This window comes from Nocardia sp. BMG111209, assembly GCF_000381925.1.
Taxonomy (GTDB): domain Bacteria; phylum Actinomycetota; class Actinomycetes; order Mycobacteriales; family Mycobacteriaceae; genus Nocardia.
Map to the genome: position 1 here is coordinate 437,494 of NZ_KB907310.1, position 26,698 is coordinate 464,191.

The 26,698-nt window shown below is 68.6% G+C and carries 28 protein-coding genes; 13 read left to right on the forward strand and 15 right to left on the reverse strand.

All coding sequences use genetic code 11. The annotated features are described in order from the left end of the window. Positions 1 to 2: 2 nt before the first annotated feature. Both G361_RS0139990 and G361_RS46315 read right to left on the reverse strand, forming a co-directional pair. On the reverse strand, positions 3 to 1,625 hold the full coding sequence (locus tag G361_RS0139990; protein WP_231387248.1) for an MFS transporter: 1,623 nt from the start codon (positions 1,623 to 1,625) through the stop codon (positions 3 to 5). Then, positions 1,622 to 2,293: an AAA family ATPase gene (locus G361_RS46315; protein WP_196814771.1), complete on the reverse strand. Its 672-nt coding sequence runs from the start codon at positions 2,291 to 2,293 to the stop codon at positions 1,622 to 1,624. Before G361_RS46315 ends, G361_RS0139990 begins: the two co-directional genes overlap by 4 nt. 66 nt (positions 2,294 to 2,359) lie before the next feature. Between G361_RS46315 and G361_RS0140000 the strand changes: the two genes are divergently transcribed. Beyond that, positions 2,360 to 3,019, forward strand: a complete 660-nt coding sequence (locus G361_RS0140000) for a TetR/AcrR family transcriptional regulator (protein ID WP_019932778.1) — start codon at positions 2,360 to 2,362, stop codon at positions 3,017 to 3,019. Here G361_RS0140000 and G361_RS0140005 read toward each other — a convergent pair. The 3 genes from G361_RS0140005 to G361_RS0140015 all read right to left on the reverse strand — a co-directional run bounded on the left by G361_RS0140005 (position 2,970) and on the right by G361_RS0140015 (position 5,741). Beyond that, positions 2,970 to 3,986: an AvrD family protein gene (locus tag G361_RS0140005; RefSeq protein ID WP_019932779.1), complete on the reverse strand. Its 1,017-nt coding sequence runs from the start codon at positions 3,984 to 3,986 to the stop codon at positions 2,970 to 2,972. The genes G361_RS0140000 and G361_RS0140005 overlap by 50 nt on opposite strands. 33 nt (positions 3,987 to 4,019) lie before the next feature. Further along, positions 4,020 to 5,021, reverse strand: coding sequence for a beta-ketoacyl-ACP synthase 3 (locus G361_RS0140010; protein ID WP_026344090.1), 1,002 nt, complete (start codon positions 5,019 to 5,021; stop codon positions 4,020 to 4,022). 267 nt (positions 5,022 to 5,288) lie between these two features. Further along, positions 5,289 to 5,741 (reverse strand): hypothetical protein, encoded by a 453-nt coding sequence (locus G361_RS0140015; protein WP_019932781.1) that lies wholly within the window; start codon positions 5,739 to 5,741, stop codon positions 5,289 to 5,291. A 165-nt stretch (positions 5,742 to 5,906) separates the two neighbouring features. Here G361_RS0140015 and G361_RS0140020 point away from each other — a divergent pair, with 165 nt between their 5' ends. Then, entirely contained in the window at positions 5,907 to 6,413 is a 507-nt protein-coding gene (locus G361_RS0140020; RefSeq protein WP_019932782.1) for a LysM peptidoglycan-binding domain-containing protein, read from the forward strand. Between the two features lie 81 nt (positions 6,414 to 6,494). Here G361_RS0140020 and rpsR read toward each other — a convergent pair whose 3' ends face one another. Then, complete coding sequence (gene rpsR, locus G361_RS0140025; protein WP_019932783.1) at positions 6,495 to 6,749, reverse strand: 30S ribosomal protein S18; 255 nt, start codon at positions 6,747 to 6,749, stop codon at positions 6,495 to 6,497. Between the two features lie 587 nt (positions 6,750 to 7,336). Here rpsR and G361_RS0140030 point away from each other — a divergent pair. Beyond that, the gene (locus G361_RS0140030) at positions 7,337 to 8,134 is read left to right on the forward strand and encodes a VOC family protein (RefSeq protein WP_019932784.1); all 798 of its coding nucleotides are present in this window, start codon (positions 7,337 to 7,339) and stop codon (positions 8,132 to 8,134) included. An 84-nt stretch (positions 8,135 to 8,218) separates the two neighbouring features. Here G361_RS0140030 and G361_RS46320 read toward each other — a convergent pair whose 3' ends face one another. The 5 genes from G361_RS46320 to G361_RS0140055 form a co-directional block, all read right to left on the reverse strand. Then, the gene (locus tag G361_RS46320) at positions 8,219 to 9,016 is read right to left on the reverse strand and encodes an MHYT domain-containing protein (protein ID WP_019932785.1); all 798 of its coding nucleotides are present in this window, start codon (positions 9,014 to 9,016) and stop codon (positions 8,219 to 8,221) included. Between the two features lie 7 nt (positions 9,017 to 9,023). Then, complete coding sequence (locus tag G361_RS46325) at positions 9,024 to 9,722, reverse strand: ATP/GTP-binding protein (protein ID WP_081635815.1); 699 nt, start codon at positions 9,720 to 9,722, stop codon at positions 9,024 to 9,026. A gap of 85 nt (positions 9,723 to 9,807) precedes the next feature. Next, positions 9,808 to 10,182 carry a DUF742 domain-containing protein gene (locus G361_RS0140045; protein WP_019932787.1) on the reverse strand — a complete coding sequence of 125 codons (375 nt, stop codon included), beginning with the start codon at positions 10,180 to 10,182 and terminating at the stop codon, positions 9,808 to 9,810. A 7-nt stretch (positions 10,183 to 10,189) separates the two neighbouring features. Further along, positions 10,190 to 10,600 (reverse strand): roadblock/LC7 domain-containing protein, encoded by a 411-nt coding sequence (locus G361_RS0140050; protein ID WP_019932788.1) that lies wholly within the window; start codon positions 10,598 to 10,600, stop codon positions 10,190 to 10,192. Beyond that, a complete protein-coding gene (locus G361_RS0140055; protein ID WP_019932789.1) occupies positions 10,597 to 13,350 on the reverse strand; it encodes an ATP-binding protein in 2,754 nt (917 codons plus the stop codon). The genes G361_RS0140050 and G361_RS0140055 overlap by 4 nt, the downstream gene beginning before the upstream one ends. Before the next feature lie 380 nt (positions 13,351 to 13,730). On the opposite strand from G361_RS0140055, the gene G361_RS0140060 reads away from it, so the two are divergent. From G361_RS0140060 to G361_RS0140090, 7 genes are all read left to right on the forward strand, one after another. Further along, positions 13,731 to 14,420, forward strand: a complete 690-nt coding sequence (locus G361_RS0140060; RefSeq protein WP_019932790.1) for a response regulator transcription factor — start codon at positions 13,731 to 13,733, stop codon at positions 14,418 to 14,420. 174 nt (positions 14,421 to 14,594) lie between these two features. Further along, a complete protein-coding gene (locus tag G361_RS0140065) occupies positions 14,595 to 15,992 on the forward strand; it encodes a HAMP domain-containing sensor histidine kinase (protein ID WP_052173037.1) in 1,398 nt (465 codons plus the stop codon). Positions 15,993 to 16,063: 71 nt separating this feature from the next. Continuing rightward, positions 16,064 to 17,494 carry a S1C family serine protease gene (locus G361_RS46330; RefSeq protein ID WP_019932792.1) on the forward strand — a complete coding sequence of 477 codons (1,431 nt, stop codon included), beginning with the start codon at positions 16,064 to 16,066 and terminating at the stop codon, positions 17,492 to 17,494. 80 nt (positions 17,495 to 17,574) lie between these two features. After that, a complete protein-coding gene (locus G361_RS0140075; RefSeq protein WP_036496602.1) occupies positions 17,575 to 18,069 on the forward strand; it encodes a molybdenum cofactor biosynthesis protein B in 495 nt (164 codons plus the stop codon). After that, positions 18,066 to 18,290 (forward strand): hypothetical protein, encoded by a 225-nt coding sequence (locus G361_RS50615; protein WP_019932794.1) that lies wholly within the window; start codon positions 18,066 to 18,068, stop codon positions 18,288 to 18,290. The genes G361_RS0140075 and G361_RS50615 overlap by 4 nt, the downstream gene beginning before the upstream one ends. A 434-nt stretch (positions 18,291 to 18,724) precedes the next feature. Next, positions 18,725 to 19,402, forward strand: a complete 678-nt coding sequence (locus tag G361_RS0140085; RefSeq protein WP_019932795.1) for an MspA family porin — start codon at positions 18,725 to 18,727, stop codon at positions 19,400 to 19,402. 64 nt (positions 19,403 to 19,466) lie between these two features. Then, positions 19,467 to 20,147 carry an MspA family porin gene (locus G361_RS0140090; RefSeq protein ID WP_019932796.1) on the forward strand — a complete coding sequence of 227 codons (681 nt, stop codon included), beginning with the start codon at positions 19,467 to 19,469 and terminating at the stop codon, positions 20,145 to 20,147. Between the two features lie 146 nt (positions 20,148 to 20,293). On the opposite strand, the gene mscL is transcribed toward G361_RS0140090, so the two are convergent. The 4 genes from mscL to G361_RS46340 form a co-directional block, all read right to left on the reverse strand. After that, a complete protein-coding gene (gene mscL / locus G361_RS46335; RefSeq protein ID WP_019932797.1) occupies positions 20,294 to 20,692 on the reverse strand; it encodes a large conductance mechanosensitive channel protein MscL in 399 nt (132 codons plus the stop codon). Positions 20,693 to 20,760: 68 nt separating this feature from the next. Next, a complete protein-coding gene (locus G361_RS0140100) occupies positions 20,761 to 21,333 on the reverse strand; it encodes an SAF domain-containing protein (RefSeq protein ID WP_019932798.1) in 573 nt (190 codons plus the stop codon). A 784-nt stretch (positions 21,334 to 22,117) separates the two neighbouring features. Then, positions 22,118 to 22,456, reverse strand: a complete 339-nt coding sequence (locus G361_RS48935) for an FmdB family zinc ribbon protein (RefSeq protein WP_081635796.1) — start codon at positions 22,454 to 22,456, stop codon at positions 22,118 to 22,120. A 70-nt stretch (positions 22,457 to 22,526) separates the two neighbouring features. After that, positions 22,527 to 23,333: a 5-formyltetrahydrofolate cyclo-ligase gene (locus tag G361_RS46340; RefSeq protein ID WP_019932801.1), complete on the reverse strand. Its 807-nt coding sequence runs from the start codon at positions 23,331 to 23,333 to the stop codon at positions 22,527 to 22,529. A gap of 240 nt (positions 23,334 to 23,573) precedes the next feature. Here G361_RS46340 and G361_RS0140120 point away from each other — a divergent pair, with 240 nt between their 5' ends. From G361_RS0140120 to G361_RS0140130, 3 genes are read left to right on the forward strand one after another with little or no spacing between them, the layout of a single operon-like run. Further along, the gene (locus G361_RS0140120; protein ID WP_026344092.1) at positions 23,574 to 24,527 is read left to right on the forward strand and encodes a UTP--glucose-1-phosphate uridylyltransferase; all 954 of its coding nucleotides are present in this window, start codon (positions 23,574 to 23,576) and stop codon (positions 24,525 to 24,527) included. A 57-nt stretch (positions 24,528 to 24,584) separates the two neighbouring features. Beyond that, complete coding sequence (gene glp / locus G361_RS0140125) at positions 24,585 to 25,838, forward strand: gephyrin-like molybdotransferase Glp (protein ID WP_019932803.1); 1,254 nt, start codon at positions 24,585 to 24,587, stop codon at positions 25,836 to 25,838. A 9-nt stretch (positions 25,839 to 25,847) separates the two neighbouring features. Then, positions 25,848 to 26,501 (forward strand): GNAT family N-acetyltransferase, encoded by a 654-nt coding sequence (locus G361_RS0140130; RefSeq protein ID WP_019932804.1) that lies wholly within the window; start codon positions 25,848 to 25,850, stop codon positions 26,499 to 26,501. Positions 26,502 to 26,698: the final 197 nt, after the last annotated feature.

A 26,698-nucleotide genomic window follows, 5' to 3' on the forward strand; every position in this document is an offset into this window, starting at 1 on the left:
GCTCAGTACGCCGACACGCCCCGGGCGGGATCGACGGCGGCTTCCGGTGGTACGCCGGGATTGGCGAGGGCGGTGTCGTCCAGATCGGAGCGGCGCAGGGTGAGCACGCCGACCACCGCGGAGATCGCGGCGATCACGGCCGCGATCGCCATCATGTGGTGCAGACCGCTGACGTAGGCCGAGGTGGCGGCCTGCTGGAACTGCTCGGCGGCCTGTGCGGGCAGGCTCTTCGCGGCCTCCCGGCCGGCGCCGGCGGAGATCAGGTCGCCGAGGCCGGGTGCCTTGTCGTGCAACTGGGCCGCGATATCGGTCTTGTTGTAGGCGGCGTTGACCCGGTTCTGGAAGTAGGCGCCGAGGGCGGCGATGCCGACCGCGAGACCGGACTGCTGGAAGGTCTCGTTCACGCCGGAGGCCATACCCGACTTGTCGGGCGTGGTGACCGCGATCGCGAAAGCGCCACGCGGCGTGGAGAACATGCCCATCCCGAAACCGATCAGCACCATGGCCGGGATCAGCCGGGTCCAGCCGGAGTGGTCGTCGACGAGCAGGACGCACGCCAGACCCGCGGTGATGAACAGCTGGGAACCGCCGATGATCACGCTCGGCGCCACCTTGGCGACCAGGCTGCCGCACGCCGCGGCGGCCACGAACATCAGCAGGGTGAGCGGCAGCAGCCGCAGACCGGCCGAGAAGGCCGAGTAGCCGAGCACGTTCTGGATATAGGAGATGAGCAGGAACAGGGCCGACATCACGGAGACGGCACACAGCGCGGTGACGACCGACAGGCCGTTGAAGGTCCGGTTCCGGAACAGCGACAGATCGAACATGGCCCGCCCCGGACGGCTGATCTGCAGGCCCACGAAGATGATCAGCAACACGATGGCGATCACGAAGTAGGCGATGATCTGCGCGCTGGTCCAGCCGTCCTGCTGGCCGCGCATGAAGGCGAGGACGAGGAAGAACAGGCCCGCCGAGAAGGTGATCATGCCCGACCAGTCCAGCGGCGGCGGGGTCGCGCCGCGGGACTCCCGCATCTTGAACCAGCCGACGGCCAGCGCGGCCACGGTCAGCGGGATGTTGATCAGGAAGATCCAGCGCCAGCCGGCCGATTCCGCCAGACCGCCACCGATCAGTGGGCCGAACGCGATGGCCAGGCCGGCGACGCCGCCGAATACGCCGAACGCCATACCGCGCTGCTTGCCGTGGAATTCGTTACCGAGCAGCGCCGGGCCGACCGCGAACAGGATCGCGCCGCCGAGGCCCTGCACGAAGCGCGCGAGGATGAGGGTGACGTCGTTCTGCGCGATGCCACAGATCAGCGAGGCGACCAGGAAGATGACCAGACCGGCGTCGAAGACCTTCTTGCGGCCGATCCGGTCGGCGACCGAACCGGCGGCCAGCAGAATGGCGGCGAGCCCGAGCGCGTAGGCGTCCAGGATCCACTGCAGCGCGGAGAAGGAGGAGTCGAAGGACTTCCGGATGTCGGGGAGAGCGACGTTCACCACGGTGAGGTCCAGCATCAGCATGAACGTGGCAACCGAGACCACCACGAGTGTCCATACCGCATTGTCGGAGAGCTTGCCCTCCGGCTGGGGCGCCGCCGCCCGGGAATCTCTTACTGTCACGCTATTTCCTTCACTGAGAATTGCTTCGTCGGGAAGTCGTCCTGCCAGGTCTCGTCCGCCGCGATCGACACCGCTTCGGACAACGGCATCCGCAGCGGCAGTGCGAAGAGATTCGTGACCCGCGCGAGAATCTTTTCGGGCGGACCACCCACGACCAGAAACGGGATCGGCAAGGGGTAGAGCGCGTCGACCAGGATGCGATCCGTCAGCTGCGCTGCCGCATGATCACCGTCGGTCTCCGCCGGCTCCGGGCGCAGATGTACCACGGCGTCGTAGGCCACGCTCGCATGCCGGCGAACAATGCTCGCGTGCGCGGCCAGAAAACTTTCTTCGAACTTTCGGAAGGGGAGGTCCCCGGGATGCCACAGCCATTCGCCCCGGTGCCGCCCCCGGCGTAACGACTCGGCGGTTGCCCACTCGTGCAGAACCGATCCGTCGGATACGAATCCGGCACCGGCACGCGCTTCCGAATCGACCCGCGCCTCGAATGCGCGGATCGGGATCTCGACCGTATCGGTGAGCCTTCGTTCGACACCGGGTGCAATAGTTTCGGACGGTACCGAGATGCGCGGGACACCGGTGGCCAGGGACAATGCGGTGGTAACCGTGTACTTGCCGGCCGGTGAAGCTCCGGTTACTGCCAACCGTAGCTCTGGTGAATCCTTCATCAAGGTCCTCGTATGGCGGTCTCGAAGCTCGTGGAAAGATTAGTAATCAGGTGATAACTTGTCAACATGAAGGCGAGGCTCAGCGCGGCCGAACGCCGCGAGAAGATTCTCGAGGCCGCCGGCCGGGCATTTTCCAGGGGCGGTTACGCCGGTACCAGCACGGATGTGGTGGCACTGGAGGCCGGTGTTTCCCAGCCCTATGTCGTCCGGATCTTCGGAAGTAAGTCCGAACTGTTCCTGGAAGTATTCGACCGAGCGGTACGGGCGCTGCTGTCGGCGTTCGAGGCCGAACTCGCGGGGCCGGAATCGGCGACCGCGCCGGACGTCTGGGATCGGCTCGGCGCGGTGTACAACACTCTGGTCGCCGACCGGGACGTGCTCATGGTGCTGCTGCAGGGTTTCAGCGCCGCGGCGGCATCGCCGCAGGTCGCGGGGGCCGCCCGCGGCTTCGTCTCGTCGTTGTACAACCTGCTGGTGACCCGCACCGGATGCGCGCCGGAACGGGCCCAGCAGTTCATCGCCAACGGCATGCTGCTCAACGCGCTGCTCGCCATGGACGCACCCGCGCACGCCGCGGACGACGCGGGTCTGGCGGCGCTGTCGCAGTGCGCGCTCGGATACGGCTGCGGCGTCGAGGGCGACTGGCCGCAACTCGATCCGTCCGGTGACGTGGCCGTCAGTCCGGCAGTTGATGGGCGAGCAGACAGGAACCCACCATCCCGTTGAACTCCTTGATCAGCATGTCCGCGCTGCGCCACCGCTGTCCGCCGCGGTTGACGATCGAGACCCGCCGGACCTCGGCGGTGCCGTCGAACGGCGCCGCGGTCGGGCGGTCCGGTCCCGACGCGCTGATCTCGAGTTTGCGCATCCACAGCGTGTTGCTGCGCGCGCGGTCCAGATCGTCCAGCCGATAGAGCAGGATCTGGGACAGCTGCGCGGCCCCGACCACGATGTCGACGATCGAGGACGAGTCCGGATGGGCCGATTCCGCGCCCGAATACCGCCGATCGCCGTCGAGGGTGATCTGCTGCCGGCCGGTGATCCGGGTGGCGGCCTCGTCGATGACCAGGTCGGTCGCGGACAGGGAATGCCGCTTCAGGCCGTGCAGGAAGTGGTGCGGTTGCGGGCCGAAGATCGCCGCAAGCGAGTCGGCGTGGTCCACCCCGGGCAGGTCGACCGGGCCGGAACCCTGCACGTGCGCGAAGGTGAGCGTGCCGGTCAGCGCGCCCACCCGGAACTTGAACGTGGTCTCCGAATCGGTCCGGTCGCTGCGGCCGCCGGTCGCGTCCTCGTCCTCGGATACCGACGTGACCTCGATCTCGACCGGAATGTTGTCGAGATCCTCGTGCGGCGCGGCGCCCGCTCGGACGGTGGCGTGCCGCACCCAGCTGTGCGCGGCCTCGTCGGGACCGAGATCGCGGGTGTGCGTGAGTGCCGCGTCACACATCGCGGCGGCCAGGGTCAGCGTGTCGACGCTGCTCACGTGGGGTACGAGTTCGCCGCCGCGCTTGCGGGACCAGTCGGCGGGGTAGCGCAGCCGTCCGGTCCCGGAATGCCTGGCGCCGGGCTGGTTGGAACGCTGCAGCTGCAGGCCGGACAGTTCCTGCTCGACCTTCTGATAACCGTCACCGAAGTAGCGGCCGGCGCGCGGTCCGAGCGGTTCGTCGTAGCTGGAGAAGGAGGTTGCGGACATGCGGAAACACCAACTTTCAGGATTTTCCGACGGCTACGCCGCCTCGGCCACCGGCGGCAGCTCGAACACCTGGCCCGCGTAGGAGAGCCCGGCTCCGAACGAGACCTGCAGGGTGAGCTGCCCGGGTTCGGCCCGGCCGGACATGACCAGATCCTCGATGGCCAGCGGCAGTGCGGCGGCGGAGGTGTTGCCCGCGCGCCGGACGTCGTCGGCGACCACGACCGAGCCGTCGTCCCAGCCGAGCCGGCGCGCCACCGCATCGATGATGCGGGCGTTGGCCTGGTGCGGGACGAACACCTCGATGTCGTCGAGCGTGACGCCCGCCGCGGCCGCGACCTCGGCGACGATCCCCGGAACCGCGGTGGTCGCCCAGCGGAAGACCTCGGTGCCGTTCATCTTCACGTAGGGCTGCGAATTGCGGTCCGGGTTCGCCCGGAACTGCTCCCAGGACGTCTCCTGCCGAATCATGTCGGAATATTCGCCGAGACTGCCCCACACCGTCCGGCGAATATGTCCCGCACTACTCGAGTTGACGATCGCCGCACCGGCGCCGTCGCCGAAGATCGGCAGTACCGACCGATCGCCCGGCTCGACGTTGTTGCTCATCTTCTCCGAGCCGATGACCAGCACGTTCTCGGCCTGCCCGGAATTGACCAGCGCCGCGGCCTGGCCGATCCCGTGGGCATATCCGGCGCAACCCGCGGAAATATCGAACGCACCGGGCCGGTGACAGCCGAGTTCGGCGGCCACGATGGCCGCGCCGGCCGGCGTCTGGGCCAGGAAAGTCGACGTCGTGAGAATCACGACGTCGATTTCGCGCGCATCCATGTCGACAGCTTTCAGCGCCGAATGCGCCGCGGCCGTCGCCATATAGGTCACGGTCTCCCGGCTATTGGCGAAACGGCGCTCCAGGATTCCGGTGCGCGTGATAATCCAATCTTCTTCGACCCCCAATTCGGAGGCTAATTCCTCGGTGGTCACGACCCTCTCGGGGCGGTAACTTCCAATCATGGAGATGCCGGCTTGTCCTGGCATTTTCCACCCCCTGCGAGGATAGATTTCACACTTGTGCCAACAAACGTATCACTACCTAAGTAGTCTTGTGTCAGATCACAATGCTATAACCGCAGAGCAGGGTACGTGTGTGACGAACGTCACATGTAGTACTCGCGATGAGAGGTTTCATCGCGGGTGAATGATTCGTTCTTACAAGTTGCGAACACGGCCGGAACGTTTTCGTGCTACCGGAACGTAGATTGTCTATTTGATTGTCGGTCGTGAGCGAATCATTCTACGCGCAACCTATGTCGAAGCGTTGACTTTCCGGTTACCGAGTGGCCGGGCCAATTTCACCTCGAGCGTGCCGAAGACCTCGATCATCGTGCACATGCGGCCCATCGCCTCCGGCAACGTGCCGGCGCGCAGCGCGACGGTGACGGCGCCGGAGGTCTCGGTGGTGGTCGCGTCGACGCCGTTGCAGTCCGGTGAGCCGATCCGGAAGTTCACCGCGATCCGGTCGTCGGCGACCCGGCTCCAGCTGTCGAACGCGATCGGCCGCGGGTTGACGATCGCCGGATTGGCGGTGAAGCGGCGGCCGAACTGCGGCTGGGCCTGTTCGGTCGGCGTGATCGCCGCGGAATCCGAGGCGGCCGAATCGGAACGGGGTCCGGCCTCGCCGGAGTGCCCGCACCCCGACACCACCGCCACCGACAGGGTCAGGACGGCGACGGCGCGGGCGAACCGGATCGAGATCATGGTCTGCAGAGCCTATCGGCAACGGTCCGCGCGGTCGCGGCGACCGAGTTCGGCTCGAGCAGTGAACATTCGGCAACGATCGACCGGGGGCGCCCCGGGCGGCCGTATCGTTCGAGAACGACGTCGAAGCCCGGCCCGTCGACCTTCTCCGGAAAGGATGTTCCTGTGGGCGACATGCTGCACGTAGGTGAGGAACTCGGTCTCGGACAATCGCTGCGCAGCGGTGCGTACACCATGACCCTGCAGCCCGACGGCAATCTGGTGCTCTGCGAGCCCGACGGCTCGGTGGTCTGGGCGACCCAGACGCACGGCCGGGGCGTGACGCGAGCGGTCCTGCAGTCCGACGGAAATTTCGTGTTGTACCAGGAGGACGGCGCCCCCGCCTGGGCGACCGACACCCCCGGCCGCGAGGCCGACCGGTTGGTCGTCCAGCCGGATCGCGATGTGGTGTTGTACGGCCGGGACGGCGGCATGCTGTGGTCCGCGGGTACGCAGACCGACACCCCCATGGAGGTGGCGTCGCGGACCTACACCGTCGCCGACGGCGACACGTTGTGGGCGATCGCCGAGCGCTTCTACGGCGACGGTAACCGCTTCACCGAGATCGTCTCCGCCAGTGGGCTGTCCGATCCGGACTCGGTGACTCCCGGTCAGGTGCTGACGATTCCGTAGCCGGTGCGCCGCGCAGCGGGTGAACACCGCGAGCGCCCCGTCACCGTGGATCTGGTGGCGGGGCGGTCCCGATACCGGGAATCAACGGCTGGTGAACGGCAACAGTGCCATCTCGCGCGCGTTCTTGACCGCCACCGCGACCTGCCGCTGCTGCTGCGGGGTGAGCCCGGTGACCCGCCGGCTGCGGATCTTGCCGCGATCGGAGATGAACGTGCGCAGCAGGTTCACATCCTTGTAGTCCACCGTCTCGACACCGGCGGCGATCAGCGGGTTCTTCTTCGGGCGCCGCCCCTGCTCGGCACGGGCCTTCTTCGACGGTGCGCGCTTCACGGCCATGTCAGCGTCCTTCGTGGTTGCGGAGGGTCTCTTCTCGGTTGCGAGGTCCGGTACGAGGTCCGGTGGCCGCCGCCGGCGGTGCACCGACTCGTTTCGTGGGGGTGTCCGGGCAGCTCACCCGTGGCGCCCCGATCGAACCATGGTACCGGACCGCACGTCGCGATCGAGTGGGGCCGGGGGCGCACCCAGCGCTGTCGAAAAAGATCCCCGAAGTGATGACTTCGTGTTCTTCCGCCGATATGCTCGTGCGCGAGGGCGGGTTCTCCCGGCTCGGGAGAACCCGCTCATCGCCACCGATCGTCCCTGCTCATCGCCGCAGTTCAGCTCCGCCCGAGCAGTTTCGGTGTGCCCCTCTCGTCGCGGTCCGGTAATCCCTTCGCACTGTTGCGGATCGTCGGAATCCGTGGGCCCCAGCTGATCGACCGCATCCGGTCGAGGCGAGCGGCATCACTTCCGAGATGTCACGGAAGCGGACCGTCGCACGGCCACAGGCGAATTCGCGTCGTCGTGGACGGTTCGTACGTCCATCCCGTCGCGGGCCCGTCACATCCTGCCGCAGGCAACCACAGACGAACGGAGACGATCCCATGCCCGTACGCGATACCGCCTGGCCCGAGGGCACCCCTTGCTGGGTGGACTGTCAGGTCGACGATCCGGTCAAGGCCGGCGAGTTCTACACCGGCCTGTTCGGCTGGGAGATCGGCAGTACCGGGGAGGAGGGCGGCGGCTATCTGATGGCGGACCGCAACGGCCGTTCGGCGGCCGGCATCGGCCCCAAACAGCAGCCCGGGATGCCCTCGGTCTGGACCACCCACTTCGCCACCGCCGATGCCGACGCGCTCGCCGCCAAGGTCACCGCGGCCGGCGGTCAGCTGCTCGCGCCGCCGTTCGACGTGCTCGGCGCCGGCCGGATGGTCGTCGCCGCCGACACCACCGGCGGTGTGTTCTCGGGCTGGCAGGCGCGGGACCATCACGGCGCCGGGGTGTTCAACGAACACGGCGCCTACACCTGGAACGAGCTGCACACCCGCGAGCTCGACACCGCGAAGAAGTTCTACGCCGACGTCTTCGGCTACACCTACACCGATATCGGTGACGGGCAGTCGATGCGGTACGCGATGTTCACCGCGCCCGGCGCGCAGGACGCCGCGGGCGGTATGAACGACGACACCCTGATGCCCGGCGACCCGATGCCCAGCTACTGGCTGACCTGGTTCCAGTTCGACGACGCGGATGCGGGCGTCGCGCGGGCCGTCGAACTCGGCGCCACCGTGCTGATGCCGGCCGCCGACACCCCCGCCGGCCGGATGGCCATCGTGATGGCGCCGCAGGGCGAGGTCTTCGGCCTCATCGACACCAACGTGCGCGTCGGCGAATTCCAGTAGGGCACAACGACATCCGGGCCGATCGCACGTGATGTGCGATCGGCCCGGAAACCCTTGCCGTACTGCGCTTTTCGCCGGTCGCGATCAGCCGATCGGTGTCGGGGTGCGCGACGGCTTGCGGGGTCGCGGCGGCGGCGTGGTCGAGCGCGCCTTGGCCATCACCCGCGCGGTCCGGTCCGGCGCCACCAGGACCGCGGTGATCGGCACCGCCAGCGACAGGGTGCCCAGCACGAACACGGGTACGAAGAGCGTGAACAGATCCTCGCCGGTCGGCGGCGCCGTCGCCTTGTCGACGTGCACGCCGACACCGAACATGCCGAGGTAGTGCATACCCGTCACCGCCAGCGCGACCACGGCCGCGGCGGCGGTGAGCAATCCGATCGAATAGATCCGCAGCGATACCCAGAGCACGCCGACCGCGATGACGATCGCCGCGACCAGCACCTCGATCGTGGCGGCCACCGACACCTGCACCGAACCCTGCACCCGGATGGCGCCCAGCGCCAGATAGTGCGTGACGCCGATGCCCACGCCGGTCACGACGCTCGCGGTGATCAGCTTGCCGGAGCGGACCTCCCGGCCGGCCAGCAACAGTCCGGCCAGGATCGACACGATCGCCAGGATCGCGCTGCCCACGGTTCGGGTCAGGTCGTAGCGGACGACACCGGTCGGCGCGCCCATACCGAGCATGTTCACGTACACCGCGAGCCAGATGCCGACGCCGCCGATCGACACCGATCCCGCGACCAGCCAGACCATCCGGAAGTGCGCGGTGACCGACATCGTCGACTGCCGCACGCAGGCGAATCCGACCACCGCACCCGCCAGCGACACCACGATCGCGAGACCGAGTACCCAATACCCCATCGTGAAGTAGGTCATCAGTTCGTCACCCCCGTCGGACCGTCTCCGCCTCCCGCTGCTGGGCGGTCAGCCGTTTGATCGCGTATTCGGTGACGGTCGCCAGCGAACGCCGCACCTCCATCGGGTTGCGGGCGTCCACCTCCATCATGGGAACTCCGGCGCGCACCGAGAGTGCCTGTCGCAGTTCGGATTCCGGGAAGCGCGGCGCATCCGGGAAGCGGTTGACCGCGACCAGGAAGGGCAGGTTGCGCGCCTCGAAGAAGTCCACCGCGGCGAAACTGTCCTCGATCCGGCGGGTGTCGACCAGCACCACGGCGCCGATCGCGCCACGGATGAGGTCGTCCCACATGAACCAGAATCGCTTCTGGCCGGGTGTCCCGAACAGGTAGAGGGTCAGGTTGCCGGGCAGCATGATGCGGCCGAAATCCATGGCGACCGTGGTGGTCTGCTTGGTCGGGGTCGCGGACAGATCGTCGACGCCGTCGGAGACGCCGGTCACCATCGCCTCGGTGCGCAGCGGCACGATCTCCGACACGGTCCCCACGAAGGTCGTCTTGCCGACGCCGAACCCGCCGGCCACCACGATCTTGGTGGAGGCGGTGCGAGCGTCGACCTCCGGCGCGGCTTGCCGCGGTCCGGCGGGATTCTGGTAGCCGGACCCGGAATTCGGGTGGGGCGGCGCCGCATTCGGGTAGGGCGGCGCGGGCGGTGTCTGATAGGGCATTTGCGAATTCTGGTAGGGCACCGAGGAATTCGGGTGCGAAACGGGAGGGTTCGAATAGCTCTGGTCGGCGGGGCGGCCCGGGATGTCAGAGCGCACGGAGTCCACGCAGTGTCCTCTCCATCAAAGAACGACGTTCGTCGAAGCTCGCGTCCTCGCTCAGCGTCGTGTGCACCCGCAGGGTTCCGGCGACCACCAGGTCGCCGATCACCACCCGGACCATGCCCAGCGGCCGCTGCAGGTGTGCCGCGATCTCGGCCACCGACAGCCGCGACGAGCCGAGTCGCAGGATATCGGTGCGGACATCGCCGGCCGGCCAGTCGAACTGGTTGGCGTACGGCAGTGTCTCCACCACCGCCTCCATCGGGAGATCGACCACCGGCTCGGTGCGGCCGGAGGTCAGGGCATAAGGACGTACACGCGTGGTTGGCCGGCCGGATCCGGACCCGAAGGAGCTGGACATCGCACGCTCAGACCGCTGTTCGAGCGGTGGCTTGGACCACCGACCCGACCCGGTCGACCAGCAGCGCCATCTCGTAGCCGATGCGGCCGATATCGTGCTGCTTGTTGGCCAGCACCGCCAGGTGCGAACCGTTGCCGACGCTCATGACCAGCAGGTAGCCGCGCTGCATGTCGACGATCGACTGCATCACCTTGCCGCCGTTGAACAACTGCGCCGCTCCCGCCGACAGGCTGGCGAGCCCGGCGGTGACGGCCGCGAGCTGTTCGGCGCGGTCCGACGGGAGATGCGGGCTGGTGGCCTGCAGCAGGCCGTCCGCGGAAACCAGAACAGCGTGCGAAACCCCGGGAACGTCTCGGGTGAAGCGCGTGACCAGCCAGTTCAGGTTCTCGTCGGTGGTGCTCTGCGAGGTGCTACTCATGCGGGGCCTCCGTCGTTGTTCTGCGCGTTGGCCCGCCCGCTGCGGACGCCGCTCAGATGCCTGGACAAGTTGTTGCGGATCTCGTCGGGATCCGGGTTGGAGTTGTCGGTGGCCGGGGCCAGACCGCCCGGCACCAGTTGTGCACCGGGTTGCCGGATCGGCAGCCCGCCGACGGTGTGATTGACCGCGGATGGATTACTCGCGTCCGCTGCCGCCGCCCAGCCGGCGTCGGCGGGTGACGACCAGACCTCCGCGGAACTGTTCGATGACGGTTCCACCAGCCACTCCGAGACCATTCGTTGATAGATCGGCGTCGGAGCCTCGCGTCCGACCGGACGCAGACCCCCTTGCGTGGCCGGAGCTGCGGTCCGGCCCCCCTGCTGTTGGTGTTGCACACCGGGATATCCGGTCCGCGCGGCCGCCATCACCGTGGTGCGCTCGATCGGCGCCGGTTCGGGCATCCGCGGCGGCTCCGGCGCTCGTGGCGGCGCCGGCGGTGCGGGCGGATAATCCTCGGCCTCCGCCCAGATGTCGATCGGCGGCTCGGCCGCCCGCGACGGCGGCGCCCAGCCCGGGGCCGGACGGCCCTCCGGGTCCACCACCGGCGTGAAATATCCGGTATCGGCTGCGGGCGAGGGCATTCCGCCGCCGAATCGGCCGACCGGCTGCGGTTCGGTGGTCTCACCGACCGGTGTCAGGCGGGTGATCTGCGGCGCCGGGATATCGCTGACCGGCCCGGCGGGCCGGCGCTGCGGCAGTCCGGAGGTGGTCATCCCGAACGCGGCCGGCGCCGGTGCCGGCTCCGGGACGTTCGGCACCGCGGTGAGTACCCGCGGCTGTTCCGGCGCCGGGAGGGCGGCGACCGGGGCCGGGTAGGCCGAGGTGATCGGCTGCGGCGTGGGCGCGTTGTCCGGCACCGGCGACACCAGGCTGCCGGGCAGGTGCACGCTCGCCGTGATGCCCGGCTGCTGCGCCATGGTCGAGGTGCGGCGCATGCTGACCGTGATGCTGTGCCGCTGCGCGAGCCGGCCGACCACGAAAAGACCCATGCGGCGGGCGGTTTCGATGTTGACCTCACCACCGGAGGCGAGCCGCTCGTTGATGCCGCGCAGATCGTCGCTGGACATGCCCAGGCCGCGGTCGGTGATCTCGATCAGATAGCCACCGTCGACGGCCCGGGCCACCGAGACCGCCACCGGCGTGCTCGGCGGCGAGTAGCGCAGCGCGTTGTCGATCAGCTCGGCCAGCAGGTGCTCGATGTCGACCGCGGGCTCACCGGCGACGATGCCGTCCGGCACCGCGCCGATCTCGACCCGCTGGTAGTCCTCCACCTGGGAGACCGCACTCCACAGCATGTCCGAGAGCGCCACCGGCGGCAGATGACCGCGGCGCAGCGCGGTACCGGCGAGCACCAGCAGGTTGTCGCCGTTACGGCGCATGCGGGTGGCCATGTGGTCGAGCCGGAACAGGCTCTGCAGCCGCTCGGAATCGTCCTCGTCGCGTTCGAGTTCCTCGATCAGGGTCAGCTGCTGTTCCACCAGCGACTGGCTCCGGCGCGAGAGGGTCTCGAACATGTTGCCGATCTGCAGGCGCAGACGGGCCTGCTCGGCGGCGAGATGCAGGGCCACGCGGTGGATGTCGTCGACGGCTCGGGCGAGCTGACCGACTTCCTCGGTGGTGTTCACGTCGATCGGGGTGATCTCCGGGGTGTCGCCACCGTCGCGCACCACCTCCAGCTCCTGGGGCAGGTCGACGTGCGCGACCTGCAGTGCGCCGCTTCGCAGTCGGCGCACCGGCACGACCAACGAGCGGGCGACCGCCAGGGCGAGGGCGAGACCGGCCAGCAGCATCGCGATCACCACCGCGACGTCACGCAACACGCTGGAGTGCGCGGTCGTGGTCCGCGCGGCCAAGCGGCTGTCGATGGAATCGACCAGGTGACTGTCGATCTGGTTGTAGGCGTCGAGGCTGGCCTGCAGCGACGCCGCGCCCTGCGCCTGATCCGGCTTGTCCTGGCCGAATGCGGCCATCCGGGCCTGGGCCGCCGCCATCAGCTTGTCCTCGCCGATCGCGTTGGTCGGTTCGAGCTGCTGGTACTGGGCGATCATGACCATCTCGCCGCCGAGTGCGACCAGCAACTGGCTGCGCATCGCCGGAGCGGCCTCGATCGCGCCGGCGAGCATGTACTGATTCATCAGCAGGCGCCGGCCGGTCATGGTGGTACCGAGCTGGAGGAAGGTCCGCTCGATGGTGTTCTCCTCCGCGGACGGCGATCGGTTGATCGCGCCGAGGATGTGCGCTGCGACGTCGTCCATCTGCTGGCCGATCACATTCGGCGGGCTGGAACGCAGTCCACTGCGCATGGTTCGGCCGGCCGAGACGGCCGCCGACAATTCCGTACTGACCTGGCTGTCGGCCCGCACCGTCCGCAGTGCGGTGTCGAGGTCGGCCGCGGCCTGGTCGAAGTGTGCCGACACTTTGTCCAGTGCCGCATCATTTCCCGTGCCCTGGTCCGCCATCGCCGTGAGACCCAGTTGCTCGGTCGCCTGACCGAACACCAGCATCGGCCGAATGATCTTGACCTGCTCGGCCGCCGCGTTCAACTCGGAGATCTTGCTCAATCCGTCGTTGATGCGGAGGACCGCGAAGATCGAGGCCAGGACGACCGGTAGGAGCAGCACGATGCCGACCTTGCTCGTCACGGACAGGTTGGACAGACTCGTCTGCCATCGCCGCGGTGCTGTGCCCATCCCGCTTCCGTCGCCTCCGCTCGCGTATTGCCTCCGGTTCCAACCCAGCCCTGACGAAAACCAGGCCGCCTCAGTTCATCCCACGTCGGATTTGTAAGGGGACGGCCGTGATGTATTGACTGGTCGGGTCAAAGGGTTGAGAACCAACTAGAGGTCGTCTTTTATCGCAGGTAACATACCGTGCGGGGTCCGGTACGGCAATCCGAGCGCTCGGGGTGCTGGATTTCGAATACCAGGTCGGCGCAACGACTTTCGCATTCACGCCAACATCGGACCGATCGCCCTCCGGAATAATCGCAGGTCACCGCTCAGGGAATGTGTGGCGTGTCGCAAGTGCGCTTCTCAGTGGACTCTCAGTCGGCACGGTCAGACTGGACGTCATGCGCATTCTGGTAGTCGACGACGACCGCGCGGTCCGGGAATCGCTGCGCCGGTCGCTGACGTTCAACGGCTACTCCGTCGATTTGGCGGTCGACGGGGTCGACGCACTCGACAAAGTGGCCGGTCAACGACCCGATGCGCTCGTACTCGACGTGATGATGCCGCGGCTGGACGGACTCGAGGTGTGCCGGCGGCTGCGCAGCACCGGCGATGACCTGCCGATATTGGTCCTCACCGCGCGCGACTCGGTCTCGGAACGGGTCGCGGGTCTGGACGCCGGCGCGGACGACTATCTCCCGAAACCGTTCGCTCTGGAAGAATTGCTCGCGCGACTGCGGGCCCTGTTGCGGCGCACCGCCACCGGTGATCTCGCGGAGATCTCGGAGGCAATGCAATTCGCGGATCTGTCCCTGGATCCGGTGACCCGGGAAGTTTCCCGTGGCGAGCGGGCCATCAGTCTCACCCGCACCGAGTTCTCGTTGCTGGAGATGCTGATGGCCAACCCGCGCCGGGTACTCACTCGCGGCCGGATCCTGGAGGAGGTCTGGGGCTACGACTTCCCCACATCCGGTAACGCACTGGAGGTGTACATCGGTTATCTGCGGCGCAAGACCGAGGCCGAGGGTGAGCCCCGGCTGATCCACACCGTGCGGGGGGTCGGATACGTGTTGCGGGAGACTCCGCCGTGAGTCTCGTCACTCGTTCCGTCGTGGGGTGTTGACGTGGCCCGCACGGTTCCGCGGCAGCCGGTGATCGCCGTGCTCGGTATCGGGCACGGAAATCACGGCGGGCACAACGGGCACAACGGCCACGGCGGCCACCCCGGATGGGGGACCGACGGTCATCCGCACGGCGGCGCCGAGATGCGCCCGCCGACGCCGCTGACCAGTTCGGTGTCGCTGCGCTGGCGGGTGACGCTGCTGGCCGCCACCGTGGTGCTGATCGCGGTCGCGCTCACCTCGATCACCGCGTACACGATGGTCGCGCGGGCCCTGTACGCCGACGTCGACAATCAACTGCGCGCCCGCGCGACGGTGATGATCAGCAACAACCTCGACAGTTACGGCTTCATGCCGATGCTGCAGATCGGCAGCCTGTACTCCAACGACATCGGCGTCGCGCTGATCTATCCCAACAGCGAGCAGTGGTACGTGCCGCCGCAGCAGACCGATCCGCCGCTGGGCGCCGCGGAATGGGCGGTCGCGCACGGCGAGCTGGTCTCCTCGCTGCGCACCTCGCACGATCAGCGGGTACTCGCCGAGCGCATGAAAACCGGTGCGACCCTTGTGATCTCGCAGCGATTGCAGCCCACGCAGGAGGTGCTGGACCGGCTGGCGTGGCTGCTGTTCGTGGTCGGCGGCTGCGGGGTGGTGGTGGCCGCCGCGGCGGGAACCGCGGTGGGCCGCACCGGTTTACGGCCGATCGGGCGCCTGACCGCGGCCACCGAACGGGTCGCCCGCACCGACGATCTGACCCCGATCCCGGTCACCGGCGACGACGAACTGGCCCGGCTGACCGAGAGTTTCAACTCGATGCTGCGAGCGCTGGCCGAATCCCGGGAACGGCAGCGCCGCCTGGTCGCCGACGCCGGGCACGAATTGCGCACCCCGCTGACCTCGCTGCGGACCAATATGGAACTGCTGATCGCCTCCGGCCGGCCCGGTGCGCCGCGGCTGCCCGCCGAGGACATGGCCGAGCTGCGCACCGATGTCGTGGCGCAGATCGAGGAACTGTCCACGCTGGTCGGCGATCTCGTGGATCTCGCCCGGGAGGACGCCCCCGAGGACGTCTTCGAGCAGGTCGACCTGGGTGAGGTGGCCGAACGCGCGCTGGAACGGGTGCGCCGGCGGCGGTCCGGTATCGAGTTCGCCGCCGAACTGCGGCCGTGGTTCGTCTACGGGCACGAGGCCGGATTGGAGCGGGCGGTCCTGAACGTGCTCGACAATGCGGCGAAATGGAGCCCGGCGGGGCAACAGGTCCGGGCCACCATGCGGGAGACCGGGCCGGGGTTGCTGGAATTCGCCGTCGGCGACGCCGGGCCGGGTATCCCGCCGGCGGAACGCGAGCTGGTGTTCGAGCGCTTCTACCGCACGACCGCGTCGCGGTCGATGCCGGGCTCGGGCCTCGGGCTTGCGATTGTCAAACAAGTGGTGACGAAACACGGTGGAACGATCACAATCGACACATCTGATCGCGGCGGTGCGCTGGTCCGTATCGTGCTGCCGGGTGAAGGTTCTCCACCCGCAGTCTCGGAGAACTGATAGTAGCGTCTCAGTCCGCTCTCAGTCGTTGTCACCAAGCTGGGCGACAGACTCGAGGAGAAACGAGAATTATGACCGAGGATCCCCGTCCGGGTATGCCGCACGAAGCGCAGGCCGGTCCGCAGGAACCGCAGTCCGGGACGAAGCCGCTGCCGTGGTCGGGCACGGCGCATCCGGTACCCGGCAGTACTGCGCAGTACGCGGTCACTCCACCGTACGAGCCGGCGACGGGCCAGACGGCCCCCATACCGCCGTATCCGTACGGGTACGGCCAGGCGGGGGCTCCGGGCGGGCACGGCGGTCCGGGTGGTCCCGGCGGGCCCGGCCCGCTCGGCGCCGGATATCCGGCGATGGGTCCGCAGCCGTATGCGGCGCCGCCGCGGCGCGGCCGGGCCGGTCTGGTGGCGGGCGCGGTGGCGCTGGCGCTGGTCGCCGGTGGCGTCGGCGGTGCGGTCGGCACCCTGGCCACGCGGTCGACGAATTCCTCCGGTGGCGTGGTCACCAACGCGCTCGACGTCCCGCCGCCGAAGGGTGGTGGTGTCACAAATGCGCCATCCGGAAGCATCCCCGCGGTCGCGCAGAAGGTGCTGCCGAGCGTGGTGATGATCCGGGTGGCGAGCAGTAAGGCCGAGGGGGAGGGCTCCGGGGTCGTCCTCTCCACCGACGGCATGATCCTCACCAACAACCACGTCGCCAGCGGCGCCGGGGCGAACGCCAAGATGGATGTGCAGTTCAGTGACGGCACCTCGTCACCGGCCACCGTCGTGGGTGTCGATCCGGTCTCCGATCTGGCGGTCATCAAGGTCGCCAACAAGGCGGGTCTGACCCCGATCGATCTGGGCAGTTCGAAGGATCTGCAGGTCGGCCAGTCGGTGGTGGCGATCGGTTCGCCGCTGGGCCTGGCCGGCACGGTCACCACCGGCATCGTGTCCGCGCTGAACCGGCCGGTGTCGACCAGTGGCGAGTCCGGTGGGCAGGGCACCGTGATCTCGGCCGTGCAGACCGATGCGCCGATCAACCCGGGCAACTCCGGCGGCGCGCTGGTGGACCTCAACGGCAAGCTGATCGGAATCAACACCGCCATAGCCACATTGGGCGCCGGGGGCCTGGATTCCACTGGCGCACAGAGCGGTTCGATCGGACTGGGCTTCGCTATCCCGGTCGATCAGGCCCGCCGCGTGGCCGATCAGCTGACCAGGACCGGGCACGCCACCTACGCCCAGATCGGTATGTCGGTGCGGGCCATCGACGATGCCAACGGCGCGCGGATCCTGGACATCACCCCCGACGGTCCCGCCGCGAAGGCCGGGATTCCCGGCGGCGTGATCGTCACCAAGGTCGAGGATCAGATCATCGACTCCGGCAACGCCCTGATCGCGGCGGTCCGCTCACATCAGCCCGGTGACAAGGTCAAGGTGACCTACACCGACGGCAACGGCCAGAACCCGAAGACCGTCGATGTGGTCCTGGGCGCCGCGCCCGCGGACGGGGGCGGGCGATGAATCGGCGGCCCCGGACGCTGCGGCTCGTGAAGCACCGAGCGGAGATGGCCGAGCGAGCGGAGCACGCTACGGTTGGCACCATGGAACCTGATGCCTCCGTGGCGGGCCGTGCCCTTGTCGTGGTCGTCGACGATCGAACCGCTCATGGAGGAGTGGACTCGCTAGGCCCGTTGGTGACCGAACTCCTCACGGAGGCAGGCTTTCTGGTGGACGCGTCGGTCTCGGTGGCCAACGACGAGGTCGAGATTCGCAACGCGCTCAACACCGCGGTGATCGGCGGGGTGGATCTGGTCATCTCGGTGGGTGGTACGGGCATGTCCCCGCGCGACGTCACCCCCGAGGTCACGGCCGAGGTGCTGGATCGGGAACTGCCGGGCATCAGTGAGGCGCTGCGGTCGTCCGGCTTGGCGGCCGGTTCGCTGGACGCCGGATTGTCACGCGGCCTGGCCGGGGTTTCCGGCAGTACGCTCGTGGTGAATCTGCCGGGCACCCGCGCCGCGGTGCGCGACGGTATGGCAACTCTCGGCCCGCTCGCCTCGAAGGTCATCGACGAATTGTCCGGGCTCGAGGAATGACCGATCGGGCCGCCGCGGATTCGAGCCGGGAGGAACCCACCTCCCGGCGTGAGCCGGCGCGGCCGGCGCAGGACGTCCGGGATTCCGCGCGATTGGCGCGGATCTTCGGAGAGACCCTGCCGCAAACCACTTCCGACGAACGCGGGCACGACGGCGAGCCGCCGGCCTCGTCGGACGACTGGCTGCGATCCCAGGTACCACCGCATCACGGGGGGCATTGAGGCCACATCTCACGTCATTGCCGGATGACGTGAATCTCGACACGACGAGCGCTCGGTGATTGCCACCGCGGCGTCTTTCCTGCTGTTCACAGCGGTGGTGCGATTCCGGTGAGATGAGCCGGAATGTGGTGTGATTTAGATCACATCTTATTTACGACAGCTTACGTTGTCAGGTCGTTGTCCGGCCGTTTAATGTCCACGCTTGGGCTGTGTCACAAGTGGTTCTCAGGGCACAGGAGGGCGTTCGCGCCGACTCGACGGAACACTGGCCCGGTTCCGCCGACGGTCGGCTTGCCAGTTAGCACGAAATTTGTCGTCGGTTACGTGCCGGCAACAACCTGGCGACAGACTGTGCTGGGCTCTGTGAAAAGAACCACTTCTTTTCAGCCCCCGATGGTCGAGGGCTGACTGTAAGAAACCTGATGAGGGGAAGTATGAGCGAGAACCGTACCAACGGTCTGCGTCGAGGTGCCCAACTCGCGGGCATCGGCGCGGCTGTTGCTGTCGCCTTCGGCCTGTTTTCCACGGGTGCTGCCAATGCCGATGCCTTCGTGCCGTTGCCGGACGGCCAGAAGATCGGTCCTGACGGCGTTGTCATCACCCGGACCGGCGAGCACGCCCTGATCTCTCCGTCGCTGGCGTCCAATGGCGCCGGCCGCGTCGTGTGGGTCTCGGGTAGTGCCGTCGCCGATATCCCGAACGCCCCGGATGCCACCCCGGGCGGCTGGAACGGCCCGAGCAATTCCAGCGGGTCCAACAATTCGTCCACCCACCTGGCCTCGAACATCAGCACCGGCTACATCGTCGGCTGCCAGGTGAACATCGCCAGCGACGCGATCTCGGCCGGCCTGTCCGGCAGCTTGAGTGCCACCAGCGCAAGCGTTTCCGGATCGGTCGGCCTGAACCTCGGCCCCGGCGAGGTGAAGTTCGTGATGATCGACGTGAAGGACGTTCCGTCGGCGGGCACTTACTCCGTGGAATACCAGGATGCGGAGATTCAGGTCCAGGGTTGTGCCGGGTACGCGCAAGCGCGCTCGTACACCGTCGTCGAGGTCATCGGCGATCACTACTCGAAGACCACCCTCTACGGGCAGCCGTTCTCCATCGGCTGACGTTTTGGTCGAATCCGCAAACCCATTCCCGCGTAAGCGATCTCACCCTAGAGGGACTTCCAACATGAATATTCGCAAGACCATGGCTCGTGCGGCCGGTGCCGGCGCTGTCGCGACCGCCGCGCTCGGCTTGTTCTCCACCGGTGCGGCCAACGCCGACACCTTCGTGCCGCTGCCGGGCGGCGACATCACTCGCACCCTGTCCGACGGCACCGTGGTGCACGTCTGGATCGATGGCGAGTCCGCCACCATCAACCCGTCGCTGGGCTCGACCCCGCTGCACCGCAACGCGTGGGCCTCGGCCACCGCGCACATCAACATCTCCGGCGTGGACGGCGATGTGGGCGGCAACATCTACCCCGGTTACGTGGTGGGTTGCCAGGTCGACATCTCCGGCGGTGGCGTGAGCGGCGGTCCGACCGTCGGTGCGGACTGGAGCAGCGGCCAGTCGGTGACGCCGAGCGCGTCCGCCGATGGTGGCGCCAACCTGACCCTGGGACCGGGTCAGGCGCAGTCGTTCTACGTGCTCGACATCGAGCGCCACGACGACTTCGGTGCCGACAGCCACAAGACGTACAACGTCTTCACCGGCAACGACGCCTCGGTGTCGTGGGCGGACGAGACGATCGGCCTGACCGGCTGCGCCGGTTACGCGCAGGCGCGTTCGTTCGTCACCGCGGAGATCTCGACCGCGCACGTCCAGTCCTGGATCACCCTGTGGGGCCAGCCCTTCAGCCTGGGCTGAGGTTCTCCGGTTCCACTGTCCCCGGCCGGTTTCCGGCCGGGGAAGCAGCGGTCGGTCACCGACCGGATCTGTTCCGACGGCCGAGGGCCCGGTGTGCGCACCGGGCCCTCGTGCTGTCCGGTGACCACGAGAGCCGTTGTGCCCGTTCAGCTTCGATCCCGGCTCGCCCGGTCGTCGGCCAGCAGGTCCCGAATCTGGTGCAGCAGTTCGTTGTCCGTGGCCCCGTCGTCGAGACCGCCGCCCCAGCGCGTCCTGGCCTTGTCGGCCGGGAGTATCACCAGGCCGTAGACGAGCGCGGCGATCACCAGGAAGTTCAGCAGCGCGGTGATGATCGGGCCGACCGCGATGAAGGTCGCGGGCTTGTCGGAGATGAGCCGGAAGCCCAGCCCGAGTTCACCGGTGCCGCCGAACACCGCGAGCAGCGGATTGATGATCCCGGAGGTGAATGCGGTGACGATCGCGACGAAGGCCGTGCCCACGACGACCGCGACTGCCAGGTCGATCACATTCCCGCGCAGCAGGAAGTCCTTGAATCCCTTCAACATTGCGGCTCCTGTCCCGGACCGATACGGCCAGTGGCTAATTCTGGGTTAATCGGACGTTCCGTGGCACTCTAACGGACGATCAGGGCCACCGCGGTGCGCAGCGACGCGGCGGCGACTGCCGGTGCGTGGGCCGCGTCGAGCGCCAGCAACACCATCCGCTCCCGCCCCCGCCCGCCGTCGCCGGTGGTGACCAGCACGACCGCGGCATCGGTGGCCAGCGGCCGGGGCGGCGGCCCGGCCCGGGGCTCGCCGTCCTCCGCGGCGGCGATGACATCGACCCGATCACCGGGCCGCAGCACGTCGGCGACGGCCGCATCGGCAGGTCGGATGGCCACGATCCGGGCCTCGGCGGTGCCGGCGGCGGCCGCTGCCAGCCGCGGCCCGACCACCCGCAGATCGGTGAGCACCTCCCCGGCCCGCACCGCGGTACCGAGCGTGCTGCCGAGTACGGCCGCCACATCCCGGATCGCCCCTTCGGGCAACGTATCGGCCGGCCGGGCCGCGCGCACCACATCCGCCGCGGCGATCCGATGCCCCGGCGGCAGATCGTGCGCCGCCACCACGATCTCGACATGCCCCGTCGCCGGATCGCCCCGGACCGCCAGCACGACGGCCAGCGCCGCGAAAACGACCGCGAGCATCCTGCGGGCAAACGCGACGTCGGCCCATCGGGGCCGCGCCGAGCGCCACCGATCGGGCAGATCCCACCGTGGCCCCCGGCCGAGGTCCATGCCTGCGGACCGCCGAGCCCGGCGGCGAACGGTATCGAGACGAAGTCGCTTCACCCCCGGCACGCTACGACCGCCACTGATCCGGTCACGCCACGAAACCGCAGGTCGGCATTGCCCTGTGGATGAATCGGAAGGTGTGGAGAACCACGGATTTCCACCTGGTGCAGTGGTCGCTACAAGCCGACCGTGTCCCGCGCGAACATCCGGCTGCCGCGCGGGGCTGAACAGGCTGCCGCGCGGGGCCGAACAGGCTGCCGTGCGGTGCTGAAATGGCTGCTGTGCGGTGCTGGAATGGCTGCTGCCACGCGGGGCTGAAATGGCTGCCGCGCAGGGCTGGAATGGCTGCCGTGCGGGGCCGATGCGGCTGCCGCGCGGGGCCGCCGCTGTTACCGGGCGAGGCTGTGGCGAGAGTGCGGAAAGGTATCGGGGATGCCCGGAATCCGGTGCGACAGGGCGGCGGACCGGCACTCGAGGGCGGTAAGTATCAGCTGCCGACGGAAGCCGCTGCCGATTGTGTGGCCTGGCGCCGTTCGCGGTCGCGAACCACCGGCCGACACCGAGGCCGGCGCACCGAATGCGGGCGGCCGGAGAGTGTCGGGATCAGGCGACTACGGAGCTCGCCGCGAGCCCGGCCGGCGTGCATCGGGATCAGGACCGGCGGAACCGCTGCGGCCCGACCCGGACGGTGTCTGGATCAGGCGACCGCGGAGCTCGCCGACGAGGTGCTGCCGCTGCTGCTGCTGGACGCGGGAGTGCTCGGCGACGAACTGCTCGACGACGAGGAGTCGGAGGAGCTCGACGACGAGGACGAGGAGTCGGAGCTGGTCTTCGCGGGCTCGGTGGCCGACGAGGAACCGTTGCGGCTGTCGGTGCGGTAGAAGCCGCTGCCCTTGAATACGATGCCGACCGAATTGAAGAGCTTGCGTAGCTTTCCGCTGCACTTCTCGCAGGTGGTCAGGGCGTCGTCCGAGAAGGACTGCACGATGTCGAACTTATCGCCGCACTGCGTGCACTGGTACGAGTAAGTAGGCACAGGAACCTCCACAGTCTCCGTCGGTTTGGCACTCTACAGCCGACAGTGCCAACCTTACCAACAGTGTCGTTCACCTGACGATTCCCGGTGGGCCACCCGGCTCGCCCGCACCCAGCCGGTGCAGGCCACCCGGGGTGAGGGCCCAGCCCATGCGCCGATCGTGGGGTTCCTCCGGCAGCCGATCCACCAGTTCGTCGTCGCGGACCACGGCGACGAGCCGGGCCGTCGTGGTCGTCGCGGCCAGCGTGCGGTCGTAATAGCCCGCGCCGCGTCCCAGTCGCACACCCCGCCGGTCCACCGCCAGCGCGGGCACCAGAATCGTCGCCGCCCGCTCGATCGCCGACGGCGACAGAGCCGGGCCGTCCGGTTCCAGCAATCCGTAGCGGCGAGCCCGGTACAGCGTGCTCGGCCCGCGGTACTCCGCCCAGTCCAACGGTCCCGGCGGGCCGGTCAGCGGCAGCAGCACCCTGGCTCCGGCCGTGCGCAGCGCGTCCAGCATCGCCGTCGAGCCGGGCTCGGTGCCCACCGGGACGTATCCGGCCATCCAGACACCCGGTCGATCGACCAGATCGGTTATCGCGCCCGCCAGCACCTCCGCCTCGGCCGCGCGCACCTCGGCGGGCACCGCCGCGCGGCGGGCGATCAGCTCCGCCCGCCGGCTTCCCTTGTCACCGTCGTCCGTACCGGGCCGCATCAGTGCATCGTGACCCATCGCGGCCGGTCCGTCCTGCCGGGCCGGATGCCGGCCACCGGATTCGGCGATCTGCCGCTCCGCGGCCGAGCCGTGCGCGTCCGGCCGGGGTGGGCGGGGGTGACGGCCGGGTTCGCTCGACGGCCGCTCGGCCCGGCCGGGATGCGGTGTCGTCCCGCTGCTCACTGTGACCACGATAGGCGTTCTCGCCGGTGCGCGGCTCGCGCGGGGGTGCCGAGTACGGGGTGCGGGCGATGTTTGCCAGGTTTCCGGACCGCGCGAAACGGGCATCGCTCCAGTCGAGGCAACGACCGGTTGCCTCTCGTTCGCCGCGCCGTCGATGTGCTCGCCGCATACTCTTGCAGCGGTGCGGAGCCGGATGCGACACCGGCTCGGCCGACGACATCGATAGATAGGGTGTGCCTCATGACAGCTGGTTCCAGGGCGGATGGAACACAGTCCGGACGGTCCGGTTTCCGGACCGCCGTGGTGCCCGCGGCCGGTCTCGGGACCCGGTTCCTGCCGGCGACCAAGACCGTGCCCAAGGAGCTGTTGCCGGTGGTCGACACGCCCGGCATCGAACTGGTCGCCGCCGAGGCCGCCGAATCCGGCGCCGACCGGCTGGTGATCGTCACCTCGCCCGGGAAGGACGGCGTGGTGGCGCATTTCGTCGAGGATCTGGTGCTGGAGAGCACCCTCGCCGAGCGCGGTAAGTTCCATCTGCTGGAGAAGGTGCGCAAGGCGCCGGGCCTGCTGAACGTGAGTGCGGTCGTGCAGGAGGAGCCGCTCGGGCTGGGACATGCCGTGGCGCAGGCCGAGTCGGTGCTCGATCCGGACGAGGACGCGATCGCGGTGCTGCTGCCCGACGATCTGGTGCTGCCGTGCGGGGTGCTGGAGGAGATGGGCCGGGTGCGCCGCGAACACGGCGGCACCGTGCTGTGCGCCATCGACGTACCCAAGGACGAGGTGAGCGCCTACGGCGTCTTCGACGTCGCGCCGGTGGACGGGGGCGCGGATCCGAATGTGTTGCGGGTCAACGGCATGGTCGAGAAGCCGGCGCTGGCGGACGCGCCGTCGACCTATGCCGCGGCGGGCCGCTATCTGCTCGACCGCGCGGTGTTCGACGCGCTGCGCCGGATCGAACCGGGCGCCGGCGGGGAACTGCAGCTCACCGATGCCATCGGGCTGTTGATCGCGGACGGTCATCCGGTCCATGTGGTGGTCCACCGTGGGTCGCGACACGACCTGGGCAACCCGGGCGGTTATCTTCGTGCAGCGGTCGATTTCGCCTTGGAGCGAGACGAATACGGTCCCGCCCTGCGCGAGTGGCTCACCCGGCGGCTCGCTCCCGACTGGAATCCGCAGCTGACCACGTCGTAGCAACGGCCGGGCGCGGTCTGATCGGTGGGTAGGACACTGAACAACAGGAAGGGCTGCATGCGCTCGGTGGAGGATCAGCAGATCAAGGTGACCGCGGCGGCCGTCGCCCCGCGGCCGGTGCGGGTCGCGATCTCCGAGGCCCAGGGTCTGCTGTGCGCCGAGGACGTCGTCACCGAACGTCCGCTGCCCGGATTCGACCAGGCGGCGATCGACGGGTACGCCGTGCGCAGCGTCGACGTCTCCGGAGCCGGCGCCGACGTGCTGGACGACGACGGCAATCCGGTGGAGATCACGCTGCCGGTGGTCGGCGAGGTGGCCGCGGGGTCACGGCAGCCGATTCGCCTGCAGCCGAGGCAGACCGTGCGGGTCGACACCGGCGCGCCGCTGCCGACGCTGGCCGACGCGGTGCTGCCGGTGGAGTACACCGATGCCGGCCGGGCGCGCATCGCGGTGTACGAGGCGGTACAGACCGGCGACTACGTCCGCCGCGCCGGCGACGACGTACAGCCCGGCGATGTGGCCGTGCGGGCCGGCACGATCATCGGCGCCGCCCAGGTGGGCCTGCTGGCCGCGGTGGGCCGCGACAAGGTGCTGGTGCATCCGCGGCCGCGGTTGTCGGTGATCTCGATCGGCGAGGAGCTGATCGATATCGATCGCACCCCCGGTCCCGGCCAGGTGTACGACGTGAATTCGTACGCGCTGGCCGCGGCCGCGCGGGACGCGGGTGCGGACGTGAACCGGGTCGGCATCGTCAGCGCCGATCCGGAACGACTGCGCGATGTGGTCGAGGGCCAATTGGTCCGCTCGGAAGTGGTGGTCATCGCGGGCGGGGTCGGCGGCTGGGCGTCGGACCAGATCCGGGGGGCCCTGACCGGGCTCGGCGAGCTCGAAATCGCCCGGGTCGCCATGCATCCCGGTTCGGTGCAGGGTTTCGGTCGGTTGGGCCGCGACGAGGTGCCCACCTTCCTGCTGCCGTCCAATCCGGTCGGGGCGCTGGTGGTCTTCGAGGTGATGGTGCGGCCGTTGATCCGCATCGCGCTCGGCCGCCGGCATCCGATGCGCCGGATCGTGCGGGCGCGCACCATCATGCCGATCACCTCCGTGGAGGGCCGGCGTGGCTATCTGCGCGCTCAGCTCATGCGCGACGAGCAGACCGCGGAATATCTCGTCCAACCACTCGGTGTGAACGGGTCGGCGCATCTACTGTCGACTCTGGCCGAGGCCAACAGTTTGATCGTCGTCGATCCGGAGATCACCGAGGTTCGCACCGGTGACGAGGTCCGGGTCGCTTTTCTCGCCCAGCGCGGGTGATCGGTGGACATGAACGTATTCCGGGCCGCTGCGCATCCGGGCTGGCCCGCTCATCTCGGCCCGGTGCGCGTCTCCTCCGGGCAGATGGTCACCCTGCGGCCGATCCGGCTGCGGGACGCGGCGGCGTGGGCGCGCATCCGGATCCGGGACCGGCACCATCTGGAGCCGTGGGAGCCGACCGGCCGCGGTACCTGGGAGGCGCGTAACCATCCCTCCAACTGGCCGTCGCTGTGGTCGAGCCTGAAAGCCGAAGCGCGGCACGGCGCGATGATCCCGCTGGTGATCGAGGTGGACGGCGCCTTCAGCGGTCAGCTGACCATCGGCAACATCGTGCGCGGCGCGCTGCGGTCGGCCTGGATCGGCTACTGGGTGGCCCAGGAGGTCGGCGGCCACGGCGTCGCGACGGCGGCGCTGGCGCTGGGACTGGACCACTGCTTCGGCCCGGTCGGCCTGCACCGGGTGGAGGCGACGGTGCGGCCGGAGAACCATCGCAGCCAGTCGGTACTGCGCAATGTGGGCTTCCGCGAGGAGGGCCTGTTGCGGCGCTATCTCGATGTCGACGGCGACTGGCGGGACCATCTGCTCGTGGCGCTCACCCTCGAGGAGGTCGAGGGCCCGTTCGTGGAGCGGCTGGCCCGTGCCGGACGGATCACGCTGCCCTGAACGTCCGAATCGCGCGCATCGCCGGGAAAGCGCAGGCGGAACGGCGTTTCCAGGTCGCCGGGCGGCTGCCGGGAATCCGGCGCGCCGAAGCGGTGGCAAAAAGTTACCGCGCGCCTGCGGGGTATTCCACCAGGGGCGATCTAGCCTACCCACGTCGGTGGTGCGCGTTCGCTGCCACAGTGCAGCTGCCGTCGCAG